The 19,740-nt window shown below is 39.8% G+C and carries 14 protein-coding genes, 2 pseudogenes and 1 other annotated feature; of the genes and pseudogenes, 4 read left to right on the top strand and 12 right to left on the bottom strand.

Going from position 1 to position 19,740, the window contains the following annotated elements:
• Positions 1-305: 305 nt before the first annotated feature.
• The 6 genes and pseudogenes from M8E35_RS15965 to M8E35_RS15920 form a co-directional block, all read right to left on the bottom strand.
• Positions 306-755 (bottom strand): hypothetical protein, encoded by a 450-nt coding sequence (locus M8E35_RS15965; protein WP_252470195.1) that lies wholly within the window; start codon positions 753-755, stop codon positions 306-308.
• 57 nt (positions 756-812) lie between these two features.
• A pseudogene (locus tag M8E35_RS26745) lies at positions 813-2,692 on the bottom strand (DUF3427 domain-containing protein); the annotation flags it as partial.
• Between the two features lie 208 nt (positions 2,693-2,900).
• Positions 2,901-3,071, bottom strand: coding sequence for a hypothetical protein (locus M8E35_RS15940; protein WP_252470189.1), 171 nt, complete (start codon positions 3,069-3,071; stop codon positions 2,901-2,903).
• Positions 3,072-4,504: 1,433 nt separating this feature from the next.
• On the bottom strand, positions 4,505-4,930 hold the full coding sequence (locus M8E35_RS15930) for a PaaI family thioesterase (protein WP_252470188.1): 426 nt from the start codon (positions 4,928-4,930) through the stop codon (positions 4,505-4,507).
• 153 nt (positions 4,931-5,083) lie between these two features.
• Entirely contained in the window at positions 5,084-5,842 is a 759-nt protein-coding gene (locus M8E35_RS15925; protein ID WP_252470187.1) for a 4Fe-4S binding protein, read from the bottom strand.
• Positions 5,843-5,973: 131 nt separating this feature from the next.
• A complete protein-coding gene (locus M8E35_RS15920; protein WP_252470186.1) occupies positions 5,974-6,438 on the bottom strand; it encodes a MarR family winged helix-turn-helix transcriptional regulator in 465 nt (154 codons plus the stop codon).
• Positions 6,439-6,916: 478 nt separating this feature from the next.
• Positions 6,917-7,202: a binding site (T-box leader), on the top strand.
• Positions 7,203-7,264: 62 nt separating this feature from the next.
• Between M8E35_RS15920 and ilvB the strand changes: the two genes are divergently transcribed.
• Together ilvB and ilvN are read left to right on the top strand one after the other, a co-directional pair.
• Positions 7,265-8,992, top strand: coding sequence for a biosynthetic-type acetolactate synthase large subunit (ilvB, locus tag M8E35_RS15915; RefSeq protein ID WP_252470185.1), 1,728 nt, complete (start codon positions 7,265-7,267; stop codon positions 8,990-8,992).
• A gap of 14 nt (positions 8,993-9,006) precedes the next feature.
• Positions 9,007-9,504 carry an acetolactate synthase small subunit gene (ilvN, locus tag M8E35_RS15910; protein WP_252470184.1) on the top strand — a complete coding sequence of 166 codons (498 nt, stop codon included), beginning with the start codon at positions 9,007-9,009 and terminating at the stop codon, positions 9,502-9,504.
• A 286-nt stretch (positions 9,505-9,790) separates the two neighbouring features.
• Here the strand turns inward: ilvN and M8E35_RS15905 are convergent, their stop codons facing one another.
• Both M8E35_RS15905 and M8E35_RS15900 read right to left on the bottom strand, forming a co-directional pair.
• Positions 9,791-10,384, bottom strand: a complete 594-nt coding sequence (locus M8E35_RS15905; RefSeq protein ID WP_252470183.1) for a complement C1q domain-containing protein — start codon at positions 10,382-10,384, stop codon at positions 9,791-9,793.
• Between the two features lie 178 nt (positions 10,385-10,562).
• A pseudogene (locus M8E35_RS15900) lies at positions 10,563-10,882 on the bottom strand (DUF3102 domain-containing protein); the annotation flags it as partial.
• Positions 10,883-11,205: 323 nt separating this feature from the next.
• Here M8E35_RS15900 and M8E35_RS15895 point away from each other — a divergent pair.
• Complete coding sequence (locus tag M8E35_RS15895; protein WP_252470182.1) at positions 11,206-11,415, top strand: hypothetical protein; 210 nt, start codon at positions 11,206-11,208, stop codon at positions 11,413-11,415.
• A gap of 349 nt (positions 11,416-11,764) precedes the next feature.
• Here the strand turns inward: M8E35_RS15895 and M8E35_RS15890 are convergent, their stop codons facing one another.
• Entirely contained in the window at positions 11,765-14,968 is a 3,204-nt protein-coding gene (locus tag M8E35_RS15890; RefSeq protein WP_252470181.1) for a DEAD/DEAH box helicase, read from the bottom strand.
• A 386-nt stretch (positions 14,969-15,354) separates the two neighbouring features.
• Positions 15,355-15,552, bottom strand: a complete 198-nt coding sequence (locus tag M8E35_RS15885) for a hypothetical protein (protein ID WP_252470180.1) — start codon at positions 15,550-15,552, stop codon at positions 15,355-15,357.
• Between the two features lie 111 nt (positions 15,553-15,663).
• Here M8E35_RS15885 and M8E35_RS15880 point away from each other — a divergent pair, with 111 nt between their 5' ends.
• On the top strand, positions 15,664-15,885 hold the full coding sequence (locus tag M8E35_RS15880) for a helix-turn-helix domain-containing protein (RefSeq protein ID WP_252470179.1): 222 nt from the start codon (positions 15,664-15,666) through the stop codon (positions 15,883-15,885).
• A gap of 854 nt (positions 15,886-16,739) precedes the next feature.
• Here M8E35_RS15880 and M8E35_RS15875 read toward each other — a convergent pair.
• Entirely contained in the window at positions 16,740-18,152 is a 1,413-nt protein-coding gene (locus tag M8E35_RS15875; RefSeq protein ID WP_252470177.1) for a hypothetical protein, read from the bottom strand.
• A 17-nt stretch (positions 18,153-18,169) separates the two neighbouring features.
• Entirely contained in the window at positions 18,170-19,603 is a 1,434-nt protein-coding gene (dgt, locus tag M8E35_RS15870) for a dGTP triphosphohydrolase (protein WP_252470176.1), read from the bottom strand.
• Positions 19,604-19,740 lie beyond the last annotated feature (137 nt).

Below are 19,740 nucleotides of genomic sequence, written 5' to 3'. Positions count from 1 at the left end.
CATAGGACGTCTGCGGGGTACATCTGCTTTTCAGGCTAATACCCATATCCGTACTGATCAGGGAGGATTTAAGATTTAGCTGATTGGCGAATCAAATATTCTTATTCGTCTTCATCTCTACCTTCGGTAAAAAGCTCATCTAGACACCCGTCATCAATAGCTGACCCTCTATTTTTATATGGAACTGGCCGTGGCCTACCCATTTTGTAAAATTTGCATGACTTAGGTCCATAACAAAAGGCTTCAAATCTATATTTTTTATGTTCTTCTCAAAATCCCATTGAATTTAACATTATCATATTTGCCTAGATACATTTATAACATTTTGTTTCCCACAAACCTTTACTTAATAGCCTGGCACCTCTTTCTTCATATGTCTGCATCGATGGAGGCATCGTCATCCAAGGCGGTGGTATATTTTCAAGATTCGTGACTGCTCTACTCAAACATTTTAAAGAGCCAGCTCTATAATAATCTGCAAATTCTCTTTCTTTATATTGTTTTGTCCAGGCTGTACCTTCAAGTACATCACCTATTCGAAATAAACCCTTAACCTGCTGATTCTCAGAAATTGCAACCGAAAACTGATTTTTACCCTCACTGCTATCGCCTACAATAAAGAGATTATACCCTATGTGATAGTGTGTTCGATTATCCATAAGATATCTCCAGACTCTGGTTCTAGGTTGAATAGCTACAATTTCACCTTGCCAATTCAGTTTTAATGAAATATTACCATAAACTCTCTTATTCATCTTCACTATTCATCCTTTAAATCGTTATCCGGGCTAGTTGATAAAGCCCCATTAAAATCAAACCTTCACCGTCTTCTTCATCACAAACCCCGGCAAAGGCTCCTTCATCTTCCAGACAATACTAATGGGTGCTGAACCATAATGGCTTTGAAAATCGGCAAAGCCCAGACAGGTAAAGGGAGAGGCAAAAGCCCCCTCTTTCTTATACTCTCTAACAAAAAACAACACATTCCCACCATTGGTTACTTGGTTAATGTACCTCTGCCCTGTCAGCGATTCCTCTGTCGTCCGACTCTGAGACTGCCAATGAAATAATTCCTCATTGATAGAATAATCCTGATACATGGTTGAGGGAGAATAGTCCTTTTCAGACTTGTTCAAGGTCACGAAAAATACATCCAGCTTCTTCTCAGCTAGATAGAGAACTCCTTCTCGAAATGAGCTCCTCTTTTGTTCCGTATGTTTTCCCAGAGCCACTAAAATCTGATCAAAGGTATAAGCACAATATAAGTCGAGTGGGAATTCATCCTCAAAACCAACTAATGGCTTATCCACAAAATTGATATTACAGAATTGAAGATCCAGCAAATCCATCAGTTCTTTGTAAAGCCGCGGATCATTAATAACCCAATATATCGCCTCTTCTATAGAAGCAAACCTATTTCCTAGATCACTCCCCCCCTTACCCCACAAGGTATAGTGAAGCATGGTTAGCATTGTCCGTTCCACCGCGGTCAAAGAATTCAATGAAGAACCTTTACCTAAAAGAATTTGCGGCAGGATCTTCTGCATAAAATTAATCCAGCGCCTGGAATTCAGCAAAGACAGCCTCCCCAGCGCTGAAGCCAGCAATCGTTCCCTCTCGGCATCGACCTGATAGCCCTTAAGTAAACCGGCTTGAGCTGCCAATCCCACAACCGTTACCTTTTTGCTGTAGATATCTTGCGGGGTTACATGATAAACCCTCGAAAAACTCCCTGACCTTTAGCTCCTGTCTGGTTTCTATAAGAACATATAGCTTGCTGATTATATTACGTTTAGTATTAATCGCATTTCGAATGTTCTCTAGAATGTAGTCCTGGGATTGTTTTTCCAATTGAATCGAGCAGCCTTTAGGAACATTGCCAAAACCCGTCTTAATCTCCTGCTCAATGGTTTTTCGACTCCTTGATAACAAGGCTTTAAAACGGTCTTCAAAGGAATACCTCTGATGCGCTTGTCCCACAAAATCTAATACCGTCAGCGCTTCTTTTCCCGCACAGAGTCATAGCCCCCTGCCTAACTGCTGCAAAAAGACGGTTAAGCTTTCCGTCGGCCGTAGAAAAAGAACCGTGTTCACTTCAGGAATATCAATTCCTTCATTATATATATCCACCACAAAAACTAAGGTGATTTCCTTCGTGACCAGGCGCCGCTTCACGCTGTCCCTCACTGCGTTATCCGACTCCGCGACTAGAAACTCTGAAGGAATCCCCGCTTTTGTTAAAAACCTGAGCCATAAATTCAGCATGCTTTTTACTTAAACAAAAGCCAATTCCGATGATTTCGGAACGATCCAGACAATATCGTTCCAGGGCGTCAATAATAAAACCAACTCGTTTTTCGGCAACGGCTTTTTCGAACACTTAGAGGTTCTCTTGTTCCCTCTCATCATAATTCCTAGCAACCCATTGAACCTGACTGAGGTCAACATTATCTGTTACACCGAAATAATGAAAGGGACTGAGCAATTTCCGTTCAATGGCTTCCCATAACCGGATTTCGGCAGCAACTCTGCCCTGGAAATAAGTATAGATGCTTCGTCCGTCCGCTCTCTCAGGCGTTGCCGTCAGTCCTAGTAACGCCTTCGGCTTATAATACTCTAAAAGTTCTTGGTAGGATGGGGCTGCGGCGTGATGGAATTCGTCAATCACAATATAATCATAGAAGTCAGGCGTAATCTGTGGCCAGTCCCCTTTGGTATGCCCTTGTTCAGGAACCTTCACGAAGTATGGTCCTAGTTAATTTATGTCTAATATAAGGGGATCATACCACATCCCTTTGATCTCACAGACAGTCGACCCAAGGTTTCACAAACTCAACAAAAAGTTGATAAGTTGGTGTCAGGCACTGACCCCTGCTGACCCCTGTTTTGATAAGTTGGTGTCAGGCACTGACCCCTGTTTTACCAGTACCGCAGCCGATTTCCAGTGTCTTACAAGGATTTATGTCCATCGTGGTTACTGTCTGAATAAGGTTAAAATCAGGTCTGCCAAGATCCCAAGGAGTTTCTCCTGCTTTATATCTTTTCTTGTAACCTTCCCCTATCATGGTCATATTTTTGCCTCCTCATATAAAACCAGTGCAATTTATTATTTGTATTCTACTTTGTACACTATAAAATATGTATTTCACCTAAGAATTAGCCACCTTTTGCAGGTCTTTGCTTTTGGAAACAATTCAGGCCAGACCTGAATGATCTGACCTTCCTCATCAAGGACTTAAAAACGATTTAAGAAAGGCAGTCAAAAAGGAACTAACTGTACTTCCTTATCTCTTCAGCTTTACCCAGTGTGACCTGTTGCATATTTTATAGTCCATAGGTATAATATTATAAAAGGACTGACGTGTCACAAGCACGCCAGTCCGGCAGGTTGTCTAACCAAACGGTTAGCCCGAATTAGAGGTTATAAGAAATAACCGCCATCCTAGCCGGGGCGGTTATTTCTTCTTCATGATCATAACAATGAGTGTAGCAAATGCAATCATTAAATACATCGCCTCAACCATTGTGATCATCCTACCACCCCCTTTCTAAAAGGGTGTGGCAAACCGTCCCACGACAACCTGTTATTAAATATTATAGCATGATTTTCCAGACAAATGGACGAAAATTATCCCTAACTATTCTAGGGATTAGGCCGCCTCATAATACGAGGGCGGCCTGATTTGTTTTTCCATGAAGTGTATTTCTAAGACTTCCGCAAGCTAATTGTATCTGTTTTCTTATAATCAGGCACGCAAAATACGCCTCTCTGCAAAGTCTTGACGCTCTCCAATTGGCCCTTCAGATTGGCAAGCTCCCTAGTCACCTCGGTGATGATACCGCTTTGGTCTTCACCGTTTTCTGGAAGTCCGCGTTCTCCTGCAAGGCCTGATCTTTTTCTTGCCAGGTCTACATACGCTCATTAAGAGCTTGCCTGAGTCCTGTTTGGTCATTCCCTCGATATCCATATCAATGATGAATTGCGCCCGTTTCTCCTTTGGACAGTTTCGCATTTTCTGCCACTTGAATCCCCCTCCGCTCCTCGTAATCATTCCCTATGACATTTTATATCCGTGAAAAATCATTTACAGAGGTAACAGTCTATAAGCTATTATGAATCGAGGTATTTTTGGAAGAGGTCCATGTGTTTCAGCCTCGCCGGTGAATAAAGGTTGGCAGTCATATCGCTGTAAAGGTCAGATAGAGGTTGTTTCATCCCTGACCGGCGACATAACAACTCCCTTAACTGAGGTATACCTTTAATGAATTCCGTGAATTCCAAGGCCAGAAGTTCAATTTCCGGCAGATCCAGCCGCAAGGATTCCAGAACTTCTCTCAAGGTCTTGTCATTGGACTTATCCCCCAAAGCACGTGTGTCGTCAGTCTCATAGGTCCCCTTAAGCTGCCACAGTAAGGTTAAATATCTGTTCTCGGCGCTCCTCCCCCTCTTCTATTCTAGAAACCTCAGGTTCGATGGTTACCTGCAACCATTCCACTAAACAAGCTATCTCCCCTCAGCAGACTCTCCACGTAAAGTCATGCAGGTACTTGTAACAAAGGCGACCAGACTTTTTTTACTGTCAGTTACCTCACACTGTAACAGACCGATTGTCTTTCCCATCTTAATAACCTTGGCTTCGGCTCTTATTAATCCCTCCCATACTGGCTTCATAAAATTTATCTTCAACTCTAATGTTGTAAATGATTCATCTTCCCCGAGCGTGGAATAATAAGCCGCACCCATAGCAGCATCAGCAACATCGCAAATTACTCCTCCGTGAAGAGTACCCATGGGGTTAGTGTGCTTCGTTCCAGCTTCAAGCTCCATCACTGCCTGACCCACACCAACTTCTACAATATTAAACCCTATCAGGCGGGCAATTGGGGGAATGGGCATGTCCCCGAATTTTCTCCTAATTTTTTCTGTCATTGTTTGGTTTCATCTCCTTTTGTGTTTTTTAAATTAGCACCTTGGTCCCCCAACTCCCATTCTCAGCCCACTATTGTGCATGAGTATTATTCGGACGGTTGAACACTCAATTTAATTGACGATTTCGCGTCTCCTTTACGATATTACATATCATTACTGGCCGACAGGACATGACTTCATACAATTAAAGCATTGATACTGATTACCTAAATGATGCGATTCACGTATTCTTTGATACTCTTCACTCATAAGCATTTTCTTTTTCTCTTCAGGCGAGGCCCCAAAAAGCTGGTTCCAGAACATTATCTCAGTCCTCACTCCGTATGGAAGTGAATGCGGCATACATTTCATCAAGTCGGTTTTTCCCTCTATATCCAAAGCTTTTCCTGGGCAATTTTCAACACAAAGATTACAATGAATACAGAAATCCTCGTTAGGTCTTGGCGAAGGATGCAAATTAAGGTTGGTAATGATACTAACAAAATTAACTCGGGTACCGAACTGAGGGTGAATTACTAGGTTGTGGCGACCAAAAGACCCCAGCCCAGCAGCAATAGCTGCATGACGATGAGAAAAGTCGGCAATAGCCCTTCTGTCATTATGGATCTCAAACGGGGCTGTCCATGGAATATTTGCTACTTTTGCCCTGAATTTGTTCTCCAGAAACCTAGCAACTCGATAGCATGCGTTCCTTGCGAACTGCTCCAAATCTAAATAGCCATTAAGGGCAATACTTAAACTTGGACTTTCGCAACTTGATAAGACTTTAAATGCTAAAACTATTATAGATTTCGCATCAGGTAGAAACTTCGTGATCTCATAAGATTTTGGGCTGTTGTAATCAAACGCATTGGCAAATCCTACATCATCAACACCTATGCTTAAAGTAAACTCGCGAATCTCTTTCTCCATGATTCCATACTCCTTTCACATTAGGAAATTGACCCTATATATTAAGTTTACTAGCAATTCTTAAGCACTTTTACTTTATAATAATTCTAACTCATTGTGTGTATATACACGTAATTGTGTAAAAAAACGTTTTAGAGTTTGGCTTCGCGCACTAAATCCTGCAGGTCGTTCAAAAGTACAGTCAAACGTTTATTGCCCATTTTCTCAGCCAGCTCTAATTGAACTCCCTCCCACATGGGTATAGCCTCTTGCAGCAATGAAATTCCCTCTTCAGTAAGGTTAAATATCTGTTCTCGGCGATCCTCCCCCTCTTCTATTTCTAGTAACCCTTTGTTTTCTAAAATTTTAGCATTACGACTTAAGGTGGACCGATCCATTCCAAGGGGACGAGCCAGCTTCCCAATCGGTATACCACGATTCCCGGCAACGGCCATCATTAAAGAAAACTGCGTTGCTTTTATTCCTGTTGGCTTTAGCGCTTGGTCATAGACCAGGCTCAAAAGCCTAGAGGCCTTGCGCAAGTTGAAGCAGACACAAGTCTTGCCCGTTATCCTGGACATTTTTTTTAAGTCTTCCCTTGTAGTTTCTTTGTGCATTTAAAGTCCCTCTTTAGCATTTAATGTTAATATAAGTATATACACATATTAGATATAATCAAGATTTATTTGATAATTTCAATAACTTTCGAAAAACTCCCTGACCTTTAGCTCCTGTTTAGTCTCGATAAGATCATAGAGCTTGCTGATTAATATTACGCTTAGTATTAATGGCATTAGCGTGATGGAATTCGTCAATGACAATATAATCGTAGAAATCAGGGCAGTGACCTCTGTTAAATCCTTCGAGTTAAAGGATTGAAATCGGCGGAACGACAAAAAGTGACTGCCCGTAAGCATGTTCCGCCGAGTACATCAGGACAGCAGCACAATGTGCGAGGAAATGTGTTCTATGCGCCTTATGAACCGGGTTATGAAAAAATAGCGTTAAATTGTGTTATATAACTGTTTTGCAAATCATTATCCTGATATTGACACCGGCTAAGATCCTTGATATACTGACCAAACAAAAGCAAATTGCAATGCGATGATTAGGAGAAGTACATACTCCCGATATTTAAGAGAGAAGATGGTTGGTGCGAATCTTCATGGAGGAAGTATGGAAGTAGCCTTTGAGCAGTGAACCGAACGAGAGAAATCTTTAGTAGACTTCAACGGAGTTTCCACCGTTACAAGGAAAGCGGTATCGATCACAGTAGTCGTGCTGATTTTATTCAGGACCATACATGTTTTCCGTACTGACAGAGTGCAGAGGTTTTTCCTCTGAATTTAGGTGGTAACACGGAAGTAGATTCGCCCTAAGCTAAAGTAAAATTTAGCTTAGGGTTTTTTATTTCCTTTAAAATTTTAAGGAGGAGACAAGATTATGCAACAAATCAGAGGCACCAGTTTATTGGTAAAAGCGTTACAGGAAGAAGGAGTAGATACAATCTTTGGCTATCCGGGCGGGCTGGTAACGGATATTTTCGACGAACTCTATCACCATGATGACATTAAAGTTGTCTTGCCGCGCCATGAGCAGGCCCTGGTTCATGAGGCAGACGGTTATGCACGTTCGACAGGTAAAGTGGGAGTCTGCCTGGTTACCGGCGGTCCCGGCGCAGCAAACATGGTCACCGGAATTGCAACCGCTTACTATGACAGTGTGCCGCTGGTTTGCTTGTCCGGGCAGGTTGCCTCCAGTCTGATTGGCGACGATGCCTTTCAGGAGGCTGACATCGTCGGGATCACCAGAAATATTTGTAAACATGGAGTTATTGTTAACGATCGCAAGAATCTAGGCAGAATACTCAAAGAAGCTTTCTATATTGCCAGAACCGGGAAACCCGGTCCGGTCTTAGTTGATTTGCCTAAGAATGTTATGGTGGAGTTAGGCAGTGATGAATATCCGGACAAGGTGAATATCCGGGGGTACAAGCCAAGTACAAAAGTCCACATCGGACAGCTTAAAAAGGCGGTAGATTTATTAAATACTTCCCAAAAACCAATTTTCCTGATTGGCGGAGGCGTCAATATCGCCGGAGCCCAGGCTGAACTGACCAAGCTGGTGGAACTGACCAAGATTCCTGTGGTCACCACCATGATGGGCAAAGGCAGTATTGATACGAAACATCCCTACTATCTCGGCAACGTAGGCATGCATGGCAGTTATGCCGCCAATATGGCCGTTACGGAATGTGATCTGCTCTTTTCCATCGGAACAAGATTCAGTGATCGGGTTACGAGTAAAATCAGTGAATTTGCCCGCAATGCTAAAATCGTGCATATCGATATTGATTCAGCCGCCATCTCCAAGAATATTAAGGTGGATATACCCATTGTCGCCGACGCCAAAGAAGCCATTACAGCTATGCTTAACTATGTAAACGAGCATGAGACAGCGGAATGGCTGCAGCAGCTTTTTACCTGGCAAGCGACCCACCCCCTTACTATGCAAAGTAACAACGGGCTGACAGCTAAAAAAGTCATTGACCATATCAATGAAACCTGCCAAGACGCCATCGTCGTGACGGACGTGGGACAACACCAAATGTGGACCATTCAGTTTTTAGAGTTAAATAGGAATATGCAGCTCTTAACTTCAGGGGGTATGGGAACAATGGGCTATGGTTTCCCTGCTGCCCTAGGTGCCAAACTGGGTAATGAGCATAAAACGGTGATTTGCATTTCCGGTGACGGGGGAATGCAGATGAACATTCAAGAGCTGGCTACTGCTGTGGCGGAAGAGCTTCCTGTGATTATCTGCCTGTTTAACAACAGTTCTTTAGGCATGGTAAGACAAGTTCAAACCCTCTTTTTCGAAAAGAATTATTCAAGTATCTGTACCAGACGCAGGAAATCATGCCCCAGAAAATGCAGCGGTACAAGTGATCAATGTCCTCCCTATTCACCGGATTTTGTGGCCTTGGCTAAAGCTTACGGAGCGGAAGGTATCCGGGTGACCACAGAAGGGGAAATTGGGGCCGCCTTCGATCAGGCCTTAAAAAACACGGATGGTCCTACGATCATCGAATTTATCATTGACAAAGACGATCTTGTTCTGCCTATGGTCCAAGGCGGCAAACCATTGTATGAGATGATTTTAGAATATTAAGGAGGGCAAAAAACATGGAAAAACGCTGGCTTTCACTTTTTGTGGAAAATGATATCGGGGTTCTGTCCAAGATCTCAGGCCTGTTTTCAGGCAAAGCCTATAATTTAGAAAGTCTCACAGTGGGCATGACAGAGGATGAGACTGTTTCCAGAATGACCATAAGATTAATCAGTGACGATGAGACCTTTGAACAGATTAAGAAGCAATTAAATCGCTGCATAGAAGTCATCAAGGTCATCGATTTTACGAATAGTCCCATTCATATGAAAGAATTGCTCTTTGTTAAAGTCAGAAAATGCTCTAAAGGGGATCTGGACGAATTGTTCAGAATTGCTGAGGTCTTTGGTGTTTCAATCATCGATTATGATAAAGAAAGTGTCTTGATGGAATGCGTTCAAACAGAAAGCAAGAACAACGCTCTGATTACTCTCTTAAGCAGTGATTTTCAAAGCATTGAAGTGGTTAGAGGCGGAAGTGTGGCCATAGAATCTATCAGTATCACTGAGCGGTGATTACAGGGTCGTTTATTCTCGTAAAAAGGCAGATGCAGACTGCCTAGAAAAGCAAGCATAGAGACTCAATAATCTGGTTGATCAACTACTTGAGCTTGAGGCTCAAATGTCCGACCCTGGAATTTCTTGTGACTCCTCAAGACATGCTTCGTTGCAGCATGAACGATATGGATATCTGTTAAGGGCTGATGGTTGGTAAAAATACAAAAAGCCTATTGGTCATAACCATAGGCAAATTATTCTTATCTCGAGTTAATATGCTTGGTCTGAATTCGGTTAAATATTCTTAAAGATCTCTCCCACTGAAAATACTGGAACTGGAAGTTATTATAGTAGTTGATGGATCGTTAATTAGTGGAGATGGAAGCCTTGCTGCTTCAAAGTGCATACCTAGTGGAACATCCGTGAGAAAACCATTCGTGGAACTTACAGCAGAGACATTCACTGCATCTCCTGCAGTTAATTGGAGGATTGCAGAAACACTTGTCACATTTCGAAACGTGATTTCACCAAAAAAATCGTTATCAACAACGACAGGATTTCCATTTATCTGGATACTTATTAACACTCTATGATTAACTTGAGTAATATCCGGATAAAAATCAACACTGGCAATAACTGAATAAATTCCATCTTGTTTTGGAGTAAAGGTCGAGCAAACCGGGTCATATTCATTGTTCAAGTCAAATACTTGATTTGGATACATCACTGGAACGACGGGAATGTCTGCAGCAACACTTTGTTGAGTAGAGTTATTGACAGCCCTGAAAGCGGATGGTCTAAGACACTTTATTCTCTTATGACAACAGGTTGAATTTAGGGTCAAATTCTGAAATCTTTTTATAATATTACGCAGTGTATCATGTTTCTCTGTAAACATAATAACGAACTCCTTTCATCGTTTGCATTAGTATATGCCGGACATGATGAGTTGGACCACTCTATGGTTACAGATTACGGAAGGGCATTAGAGAAAAAAACTGCAAATCTATAAATATAAGACAAAGCACCTGCGTAATTCGCAGGTGCTTTTTAGTTGCCTCGCAGTCTCCTCAGGGCCTGTCTTTTTCTTGCCGGGTCTGCATCCGTTCATTGAGAGCTTGCCAGAGTTCCTGATTGGTCATTCCTTCGATATCCATATCAATGATGAATTGCGCCCTTTCCTCCTTTGGGATCCCTAAAGGAATTACCGCCTAGCTGTAGTTCAAATTCGGATCCGGATCCGAATTTGAGGAGGTAGGCTGTCCGTCTCCGTACTCTTTGAAGATACGTATCAGTTTATTAGCCCTGCTCTGGGAGAAATCCACCGACTCTTCCAGCCACTTACCCCACTCTCCATACTTAGCAGGGCCTTGGCCTCCGTCAGCTGCCTTCTGATTTCGACGGCGGCTGCAAGCTAGACCCTCTCAGCCTGGTATTTGATCATATTAATTTCAGTCGCCATTACCTGGGTGGTGCGTCCGCTGATGATATCAGCTTGAGTTACTGTATCAGTCATGTATCCAAACTCATTGGGGTTAATTTCACTCATTAGGATATGTGGTCATATCTTATATTCAAGGAATCTGAGCGCTAGGTTATTCATCCAATTAAACCAATTATTACCATTTTGCATAATTCAACATCCTTTTCAATCTCACCTTCTAAGTGGATATAAATGGGCATACTATTATTGAATAACCCTTTGGCAGGTGATATGATATGGACAAAGATAAGAAAAATAGTATTACTGAGGAGGGAGAAGCCATGGCTACTCCTTTAAGCAAAAAGGAAGAAACAATTAAAGAAAAGTTAGATAGAATTAGTTCTAAAGCTTCTGTCCTTACTGGAAAAGACGGTATGATCGAACTTGATCCTAATAATCCCCAACATAAAGAGTGGTTTGAAGATGACAAATGTAAAGGGAATTAACGTCAAGACTTTTTCAGAAATCGGCATTATTGACGATGACGAGTTTATGCATATAATTGAACAAAAGATTTATATAACTAGACCTCAAAGGAGGTCTTTTTATTATCTTCATAGCCCACTCGTCGAAACTTGTCGTTTTGTGAAGGGTTCTCCTACGCGGAACGACAAGTTTCGATATAAGCTACTCTGGCAGAATACTGCGGATACTCTCGTTTGAAATATCCGAGGACAAATTTCTCATACAACCTCTTAAAATTAACCGAATGTGCTTGTGCGTAACTTTTTAATACATTTGTTATCATTGTTTCATAGCACTTGCACAAAGAGTCCTCCTACGTGAATTAAAGTTTCAACTATCTTCATTACATATTTTATAGGCATCCATAAAAAAGTTCTGATTCGCCCATTTGGAGACATCCCCCACAATATAAAGATTCTCTTTTGCACGGGTCACTGCTACGTTTAGAATATTGGGTTTAGAGCTCGCCCATTGAATCGCGCCCTGCCCTTTCGATCCGGAATCGACCCCTAAGCAGATAATGACTGTGGTGGCCTCTCTTCCCTGAAAGGTATGGATTGTTCCAATATTAGAATAAATCCATGAATTGATTACCTTTTTGTTTACTGTATCTTTATCTTTACATAATTCATGATATAAATAATCATTATCGCGCAAATATCTTATGACCCCTGATTTCACACTTCGGAATGGGCTAATAATAAAAAGTGATGGACAACTATCCACTCCATTTGCTTGCCACTCTGATAAAAATGCTTCTTTCACAATGGGTAAAACCTGCTCTGCCTGCGCGCGTACAAAATGTTTGTTAACAGCCTGCCCATGTACATCGATCCAATTACAGACTGGTTTTTCAATGTCCTTTGTCCCATAAATCATTTTTCCGTTATAGGCTATCTTATTGGCAATATTAAAGATCTTGCGCTGACATCTTCCGTGAACAAGTAATGGGGACCCTATAAAGAAATCTTTTTCTCCGATGGACCGGGAACCTACATATACATTCGCCTTATCTGCAAGACTTTGAACACTCGTTTCTTTACATGCAATAAAACCCGTTTGTTTAAAATATTGTTTTAAACATTCCATGGTAGTGTCGTGAATCGTAACTACCGGTTCAATCTGCAACGGATCACCGACTGCGATAACTTTTTTAGCCCTCCACATTGCTCCTGCTGCCGATTGCGGAAATGCCTGCCCTGCTTCATCAATCAGTAGAAGACCGAACTCTTCTTTCCCTATATTTTTTAAGAAGCTGCCAACCGATGCAAACGTAGTAGAGATAACTGGCACCACAAGCATAAAGCTCTGGAATAGTATCCCTGAAAATTTCTGCATCTCTGCCTTTGTCAGCATTCCACGTATCATTTTATTAAAGGTATCTAGTTGTACTCTCATTTGCGGTGAATTTTCCACAAATGCTTTATGTAGATTCATGGCCTCCAAAAAGAGCTTCTCACGTAATTCAGTCAGTTTATCCGCATTCCACGGTGCTGTATTCTGTGCTGCCTTACGTTCCTCTTCCGAATTTTTACCCACTAAATCTGACAAAAAGCTGTCATCCGGTAATAATCCTTGGTATCGCTTGCGTATTGGCTCAACGAAATTTTGACAATCGGATATCTGCTGCACTAATGTCAATCGATCATTCTCAAGTTGTTCCTTTATCTTATTTACCTTTATCATCGATTTATTTAACGCAGCAATTTTATCTTCTTCTGCTAATTTTTGTTTAAGTGCATTTTGCCGCCTTTTTTCAATGATATTATATTGCTGAATCATTTCATTTTTAGGTTGAAGTAAGCATCTTAATCTGAAAAAGGTCAGAATATTTCTGATCTCCTGCATCTGAGACGTGCATCTCTCAAAATCGTCATCTAATTCTGCACATAACACTTGCAACTCTTCCTTTTGCGCCACCAATTCATCACAAAACTTAGCGTTCTCTCTATATTGATTTTCCTTATCACGTTGATCTTTTAAATAACCATTTATTTCTTTCAGCTTTTGATAACAGGCGTTTATTTCTCCATATTCTGCTTGTACTGCCTGAAGGGCTTCAATAAATTTACTTTTAGCCTCTTTCCAATACTTCTCACAATCAGCAGGGGTTCTCTTCTTCTCACCATTACCAGTATGTAGATCCAACAAATGTTTATTAAATTTAAATTTTTCTTTTTCCTCTGGTTTAATCGGCCAGAACTCGTCCATGAATTCGGCACAATTTTTTCTGTTTCCCAGAGCAGCTGCGCATATTCCCCATGTCTCGTCATCTAAAATCCGATTAGATAGATCATCAAAATAGGTATATTGATCTTTATATTCCGATTTAAGCGATGACTTCTTAGGTAGTTCTATAGTAATATTCTTTACTGCTGCATTATTATTGGAGGCTACTAATATACCGTATTCTTTGAGACGATTGTCTATATCCTTTAAAGTACTGTCAAATCCTTTATAGGTGATTGTGCCTATCTCATTTGTGAAAGCATCATCCGGTCTTTCAAACTCTGAAAGCAGTAATGCTCTTTCCACCAGATTAGCTGCTATAATATCTTTCAAAAGGAACGTCTTACCCGTTCCGGGAGGCCCATTAACCGAAAATATTTTTTGGGTTAGTTTCTGTCTATCCATTGAAATATTAACTGCAACCTGCTGCATACTTCTCGCTGGATAACCATTCGGCCATTTTCCATATGGCAAATGACTAGGATCAAAAATTTCAAAAAGGGCCTCTTTATTAGTTTCAATATTAATCCGCTCTACTGCATTATGCTCAACATAGGCATCTAAAGAAACCCCAAAGTTGTTAGTTTTTACATCTGAAATAATTCTTTCCAAATCACGGGCAAAGAAGCTGTTCAGCAAATCATTGGCCTTAACAAGTTCATCGACCGACGCGTTTTCTTCTTCGATTTCTTTATCAGTCTTCACTGGGACAGACGGATCACCATGTTTTGTTTGCTTTTTATCACCAATGACACGATCAATGCGCATCCAACACTCAGCGAATTCAATTTTCCAACCTATATCTTCACTTATCTTAATTATGATTTCGTTAAGCAAAGGATACGTAATCATGGATTGAGCTTCAAACAGTTCCATAAATAGTCTTTTTTCATACCTATGGAAATCTTCATCCCAACCCTCGATATTTATCTCCTGATTATTCACTCTTTGAACTGCCCATGGAAATGAAGAAATTCTAAAATTAGATTTATCAAATGATCCATCAGAAGCAAGGCGGAATTTACAGAAACAGCTAACTTCGTCACTCTCGTCCCTGAATTCTTTCTGGGCATTTAATTGTTCGGTGATAATTTCTAAAGCACTGTCGACTTTAAAAATACCGAAATAAACCTCATAATAACGCACGGCCTTATTTTCAGGTATATCATCAAGCGCAGAGAAATCGGGAAATCCATCAGCTTTGCTGATATGATAAGTTTTGATATTCTCGTTATGTTGTTCCTCTAAAATATATGGATAGAAATGCTCTAATTTGTGCCAATACAGGATTGTATTTAGATTCACTTTGTTTCTCTCTTTCTCTTTATTCCCTTGTTGCTACCTCTCAACCAACATTTTTAGCTAATATTTAACCCCTAGATCACCCAAAAACAATTGCCCACCATTGGGCTTTAGGTTCATCCCTCACTTGTTAGCATTTATATCACTCACCGTTTTCGATTTAATTCTCCAAATTTTTATCAATTCCTGCTTATTGGTAATTAAGAATATAGGCATTGAGATTAACTCCCCATTAACAAAGCTTCCCGAAGAATACCTCTTAGGGAAGCTTTGTTAATATAGTAGTCGCACAAACAGAACGACTAAAATATTAATTAGTAGCCCATCCAAATCGAACGCTCTACCGATTTTGATAGATCCACAAATAGTGTATTTTTGCTAACTGATACTCAGATGTTTTCTGACTCTTTTAATTGTATATATAAATTTTCCAACTTTAACTGCGCAAGAATAAGCTTCTTTTCCGAATCTATAGACATGGCATTTGCTTTCTGTGCAACCTCGATAGCATCAGCAATCATAGCGCTGATGCTGACTATTATCCGTTCTATCCGTTTATCCTGTAGGTTAATGACTTCCCGCTCCATAGACTCCTCCCGAATAAAAAGCAAAGATTTGACACATATTTTAAGGGAATATCCCTTAAAAGTCAATAAGGGATATTCCCTTAAGGCATAATTATTCTGAGGTGATTGCTTGTGTATGAGAGAATCCGCAATATGCGGGAAGATAGAGACATGACTCAGTCCCAAATGGCAGAGTATCTGAGAATTCATCAGACAACTTACTCTGACTATGAGATTGGCAAACTAAATATACCGCTGCAGGTTCTGGACAAAATAGCCGACCTGTTTGAAACCAGCATCGATTATTTGGTAAACCGCACGAATGTAGAGATACCCTATCCTCGCAAGAAATAGGTTATGCTGAAAATACAGAAAAAACCTTCAAGACCCTCAGAGTATTGGCCTTAGTCTTGACGGTTTAATATATGACGATTCGACGGCTGGAAATGAGTTATTTGATGGATAGATTTTTACAACCGTCGGCAGCCTGATTGTCTGCCATCAATAGATATATCCCCCATCATTACTGTCCCCAACACCTGAGGGATAATCTCCTCATTCTCTACTATCTTGCTCGTTTCCTGTCCTGATTTTTTCTATACTTACGCTTTACAAATGATTATAATCCTCAATATAACTTTATCGAACCACCTATAATTATACGACAAAAAGTAACTGCCCGTAAGCATGTTCCGCCGAGCACAAATGCGGCTGAAGAGCTGTAATAAAACAAATCCGTCTGTTCAATATCGTTTAATTTAAGCTTAATGGTGGCATTCTTGAGTGCATGAGAATACGCAGATATTACATATGATTCGGCAATATGAACTTGAAATGAGCAGACTGTAAAAGATAAATTTGGTATCCCCCATTTAATACGGATTCATAAATATATTTTTCAGGATGTTATCCATAGAAAACAAGTAACTGCGAAAAGCAATAAAACGCACTTTGGGCTAGGTGCGTTTTAAATCGGCGGAACTTGTCGTTCCGTGCAGGTTCCTGGAACGACAACAAGTGACTGCCCGTAAGCTGTTCCGCCGAGTAAGAAGGTTGACCGCAGGGAATCCTTCTCCAGACAAATCAAAGATTTCTTCAGTTGGGAAGGTTATTGTAGTTGAAAATGGCACTAAAGGTAAAGTGTGGGGCAATTATACCACACACTTCATAGCTTCTATTATTGCCCCGCAATACCATTAGCTTTGCTATTACAACCCGACTTTGGATTTTACTACTAGCCTAGAAGGAATATTTGCTAAACGTAATAAGTCACCAAAATGACTGGTTATCCCAATATTGCCTATCAATTCAATGCCAATACCGGTTTCATTTAACTCTTTTATAGTCTTTCGAAGCTCCTCTAATCCTTTGTTCACATTAAACTGAATATATTTTTCTGGAGAGCCTTCAACAATGACATTTTGAGAACTATTTACTTTAATCTGATTAAGTTGAACAACCCAAACATCTTTCCCATCATACACCCACTCAATAGATACTTCACCTAGCTGTTTATAATGACTTCTAATTTTGCTATTGAGCTTTTTAACTTTTTGAATAATCTCACGCGGCAACTTTTCAATACTTCCTTGACCAATCATAAATGCATCACCTTTTCCAAAAACCCCTTCGATAATATCATCCTGAGGGTCTTTTTTGATAATGCATCCTCCGGAATAAATAGATTCAACAGCATTCTGAGACATTATAGAAGCAATATTTATGGGATTTTCACCTTTTTGCTCCTCTTTGTTCATCAGATCAAACGGATCGATCCATTTATCTCCGGTATAATATTTCCCCGGTTCCTTAATAACCGGGCAAGTCCTTATCCATACTTCATTTAAGCCAGTAGATTTTCCATACGTAAAAGGTGCAACATTTCTGGCTAAAACTGTTGTTTTGGGAACCTTTAGACCTAAAATATCTGCTATGAGAAGACCAAATGTCTTATCCCCAATAAATTTCGAGAAATTATTAGGCCATATTATTTCTTTATTTGAAATTGCATTCTCAAATCGCTCGTATTCCCAAATAATAGTGTGTTGTTTTTCAGTCCCCTGTCTATGCGGATGGATACTAAATTCGACCCTGTAATCTGTACCAAAATTCACCTCTGGTCTAAAACCATAGACTTTCTCCAATAGGGCCATTCCAATATCTCTGGGTAAAGAGCAAACCCCTTCCTTATCAACGCACTTTGGTGTGTCATTTGGTGAGAACTCAATAATATCCCCCAGCACTACACCTGACACACCGCCATCATTGACATCAATATTTTCATTAACTATTGAGTACTTTCCATTAGCAGCATTTTCTTCAATTATACTTATAATTTCATCTAAATCTTCGATGCTCTTGTTATAAACAAATCTGTTACCTTTCATCATTTCAGGACTAAAGCTTCTAATATTTACAGCCTTATATGATGAGGCTTCTATCAACTTTTCAATCAGTAAACGGATGTTACACATATCCGAATGTCTATATTTGCTTATATGGACATACTTTAGCCCTTCTTCCTTTATGGGAGAAAAACTAATGAATTGAGCAACGTTGCCTAAATTTTTTTCAACAATATTATGCAACTTGTCATCTTTCAACATATCTTTTTTTTCCATTTGTATACACCTTCACTCTAATAGTCGTAGTTTCCACCGATTGCGTTCAAATCTGTGTAAATAACTTCTGCATACCTATCAGTCATACTTGCAATATAATCCGCGACAATTCTCTCTTTCGAGTTGGCTCCAACTGGTTCGTTATCGTTATTGTTATCTTTATCTTTTATACGTTTTCGAATATTTAATGGCAACAACCTGATGTTCGCAACAAAATCATCAAATAAACAATTTGCTATTTTTTCTGCTTTTGCATCAGATCTCGTTATTTCAGGACTAAAAATATAATAATCATCTAGAAGTTTTCTTAGTTCCTTATAGTTTTTTCTATACTCATCGGTAAAGTTTATCATTAAACAATCCATATACGCATTCTTTTTTATTTTTTTAACAGTCTTAATTGTGCTGTCAACTAATTCTTGTTGGTCTTTGTCGTTACGCTTTTTAATGTCTTCTAATTGAGCTTCTAGTTCTTTTATTTTGTTAACTTCTAAATATTCAACATAATTCACTTCAACTGCAGAATCTTCTTTCTCTTTTTTTGCTTGCTTTAATTCTTCTTCTTTTATCAGTCGTGTAGTTTCTATTCTAATACCATTGGGTTTTAAAGTTTTTGACTTAATATTTTTTTTACTTTGATCAATGAGCTGAGCAATAATATTTCGTATCAAATTTCTTGTCTCAAAAAGCTTTATATTCTTCTTAATTTTGGGGTTTTTTGTTAACTCTGCCAAGATAGTCTTTAACTCTACTTCAAGCTGAGGGTAATTTTTTTTTGCATGTAAGTATATTTCAGTGTTATAAAAATCCTCAAAATCATGTGTGAGGTACGCAATTTTATCCGCCCAATAAACAACCTGCATTTCCAACGTGCCCGCTTCATCCAGTTTATATTGTGAACAGTCCCATTGCCTATTATCATAATCTCCTACGTACACATCAGTGTCATGTTTGAGAATCCCTTCAAATATTAAATCTTGTAGCTTTTGGACTTTTTTCGGCGTTTTGTCTTTTCTCATTTTCTCGTTTAAGTATTTTACACTCTGAATTGCATGTGAAAAGCCACCTTGCTTGTTAAGTTTTTTATTTAGGGCTCTTTCAACTGCATGTCCAAAGGGAGTATGCCCGACATCATGTCCGCAAGCTATAGCAGATACTAAGTCTGAGTTTAATCCTAGCGCATCTGATAGACTTATTGCTATTTGCTCAACTTCTAGAGTATGGGTTAACCTGGTTCTATGGTCTCCGGATTTCATTGCAGATATTACTTGCGTTTTATCTTGCAATCGTCTGAAACCACCGGTATACAAAATTCTATCTCTTTGTCTTCGAAAATTTGTTCTGTAAGTCTCTTCTTCATATAACTTCTCCGGATGCTTATACCCCCATTTTTTAATTAGCCCATTTTTGCTCTTCTCCAAATCAATACATTTCATGAGAATTTCAGACATGTACGCATCCTCCTCATATATCATCATTTTAGAAGACTATGTCCACTAGATTAGGATTTCGTTCTAAGAACTGATATTGTAACATCCATTTTAGCATGCTGAGCACTTTAATTCCATTCAACTTCTTTTGTCATTAA

This window comes from Desulfosporosinus nitroreducens (assembly GCF_023897015.1).
Classification (GTDB): domain Bacteria; phylum Bacillota; class Desulfitobacteriia; order Desulfitobacteriales; family Desulfitobacteriaceae; genus Desulfosporosinus; species Desulfosporosinus nitroreducens.
Note: the sequence above shows the minus strand (reverse complement) of the source record. Positions and strands in the feature narration are given on the sequence as shown.

Bases quoted from the DNA above. Each gene is read 5' to 3' on its own strand.
- M8E35_RS15965 (WP_252470195.1), bottom strand. From the start codon at position 755: ATGAATAAGAGAGTTTATGGTAATATTTCATTAAAACTGAATTGGCAA.
- M8E35_RS15940 (WP_252470189.1), bottom strand. From the start codon at position 3,071: ATGACCATGATAGGGGAAGGTTACAAGAAAAGATATAAAGCAGGAGAA.
- M8E35_RS15930 (WP_252470188.1), bottom strand. From the start codon at position 4,930: ATGACAGAAAAAATTAGGAGAAAATTCGGGGACATGCCCATTCCCCCA.
- M8E35_RS15925 (WP_252470187.1), bottom strand. From the start codon at position 5,842: ATGGAGAAAGAGATTCGCGAGTTTACTTTAAGCATAGGTGTTGATGAT.
- M8E35_RS15920 (WP_252470186.1), bottom strand. From the start codon at position 6,438: ATGCACAAAGAAACTACAAGGGAAGACTTAAAAAAAATGTCCAGGATA.
- ilvB (WP_252470185.1), top strand. From the start codon at position 7,265: ATGCAACAAATCAGAGGCACCAGTTTATTGGTAAAAGCGTTACAGGAA.
- ilvN (WP_252470184.1), top strand. From the start codon at position 9,007: ATGGAAAAACGCTGGCTTTCACTTTTTGTGGAAAATGATATCGGGGTT.
- M8E35_RS15905 (WP_252470183.1), bottom strand. From the start codon at position 10,384: ATGTTTACAGAGAAACATGATACACTGCGTAATATTATAAAAAGATTT.
- M8E35_RS15895 (WP_252470182.1), top strand. From the start codon at position 11,206: ATGGACAAAGATAAGAAAAATAGTATTACTGAGGAGGGAGAAGCCATG.
- M8E35_RS15885 (WP_252470180.1), bottom strand. From the start codon at position 15,552: ATGGAGCGGGAAGTCATTAACCTACAGGATAAACGGATAGAACGGATA.
- M8E35_RS15875 (WP_252470177.1), bottom strand. From the start codon at position 18,152: ATGGAAAAAAAAGATATGTTGAAAGATGACAAGTTGCATAATATTGTT.
- dgt (WP_252470176.1), bottom strand. From the start codon at position 19,603: ATGTCTGAAATTCTCATGAAATGTATTGATTTGGAGAAGAGCAAAAAT.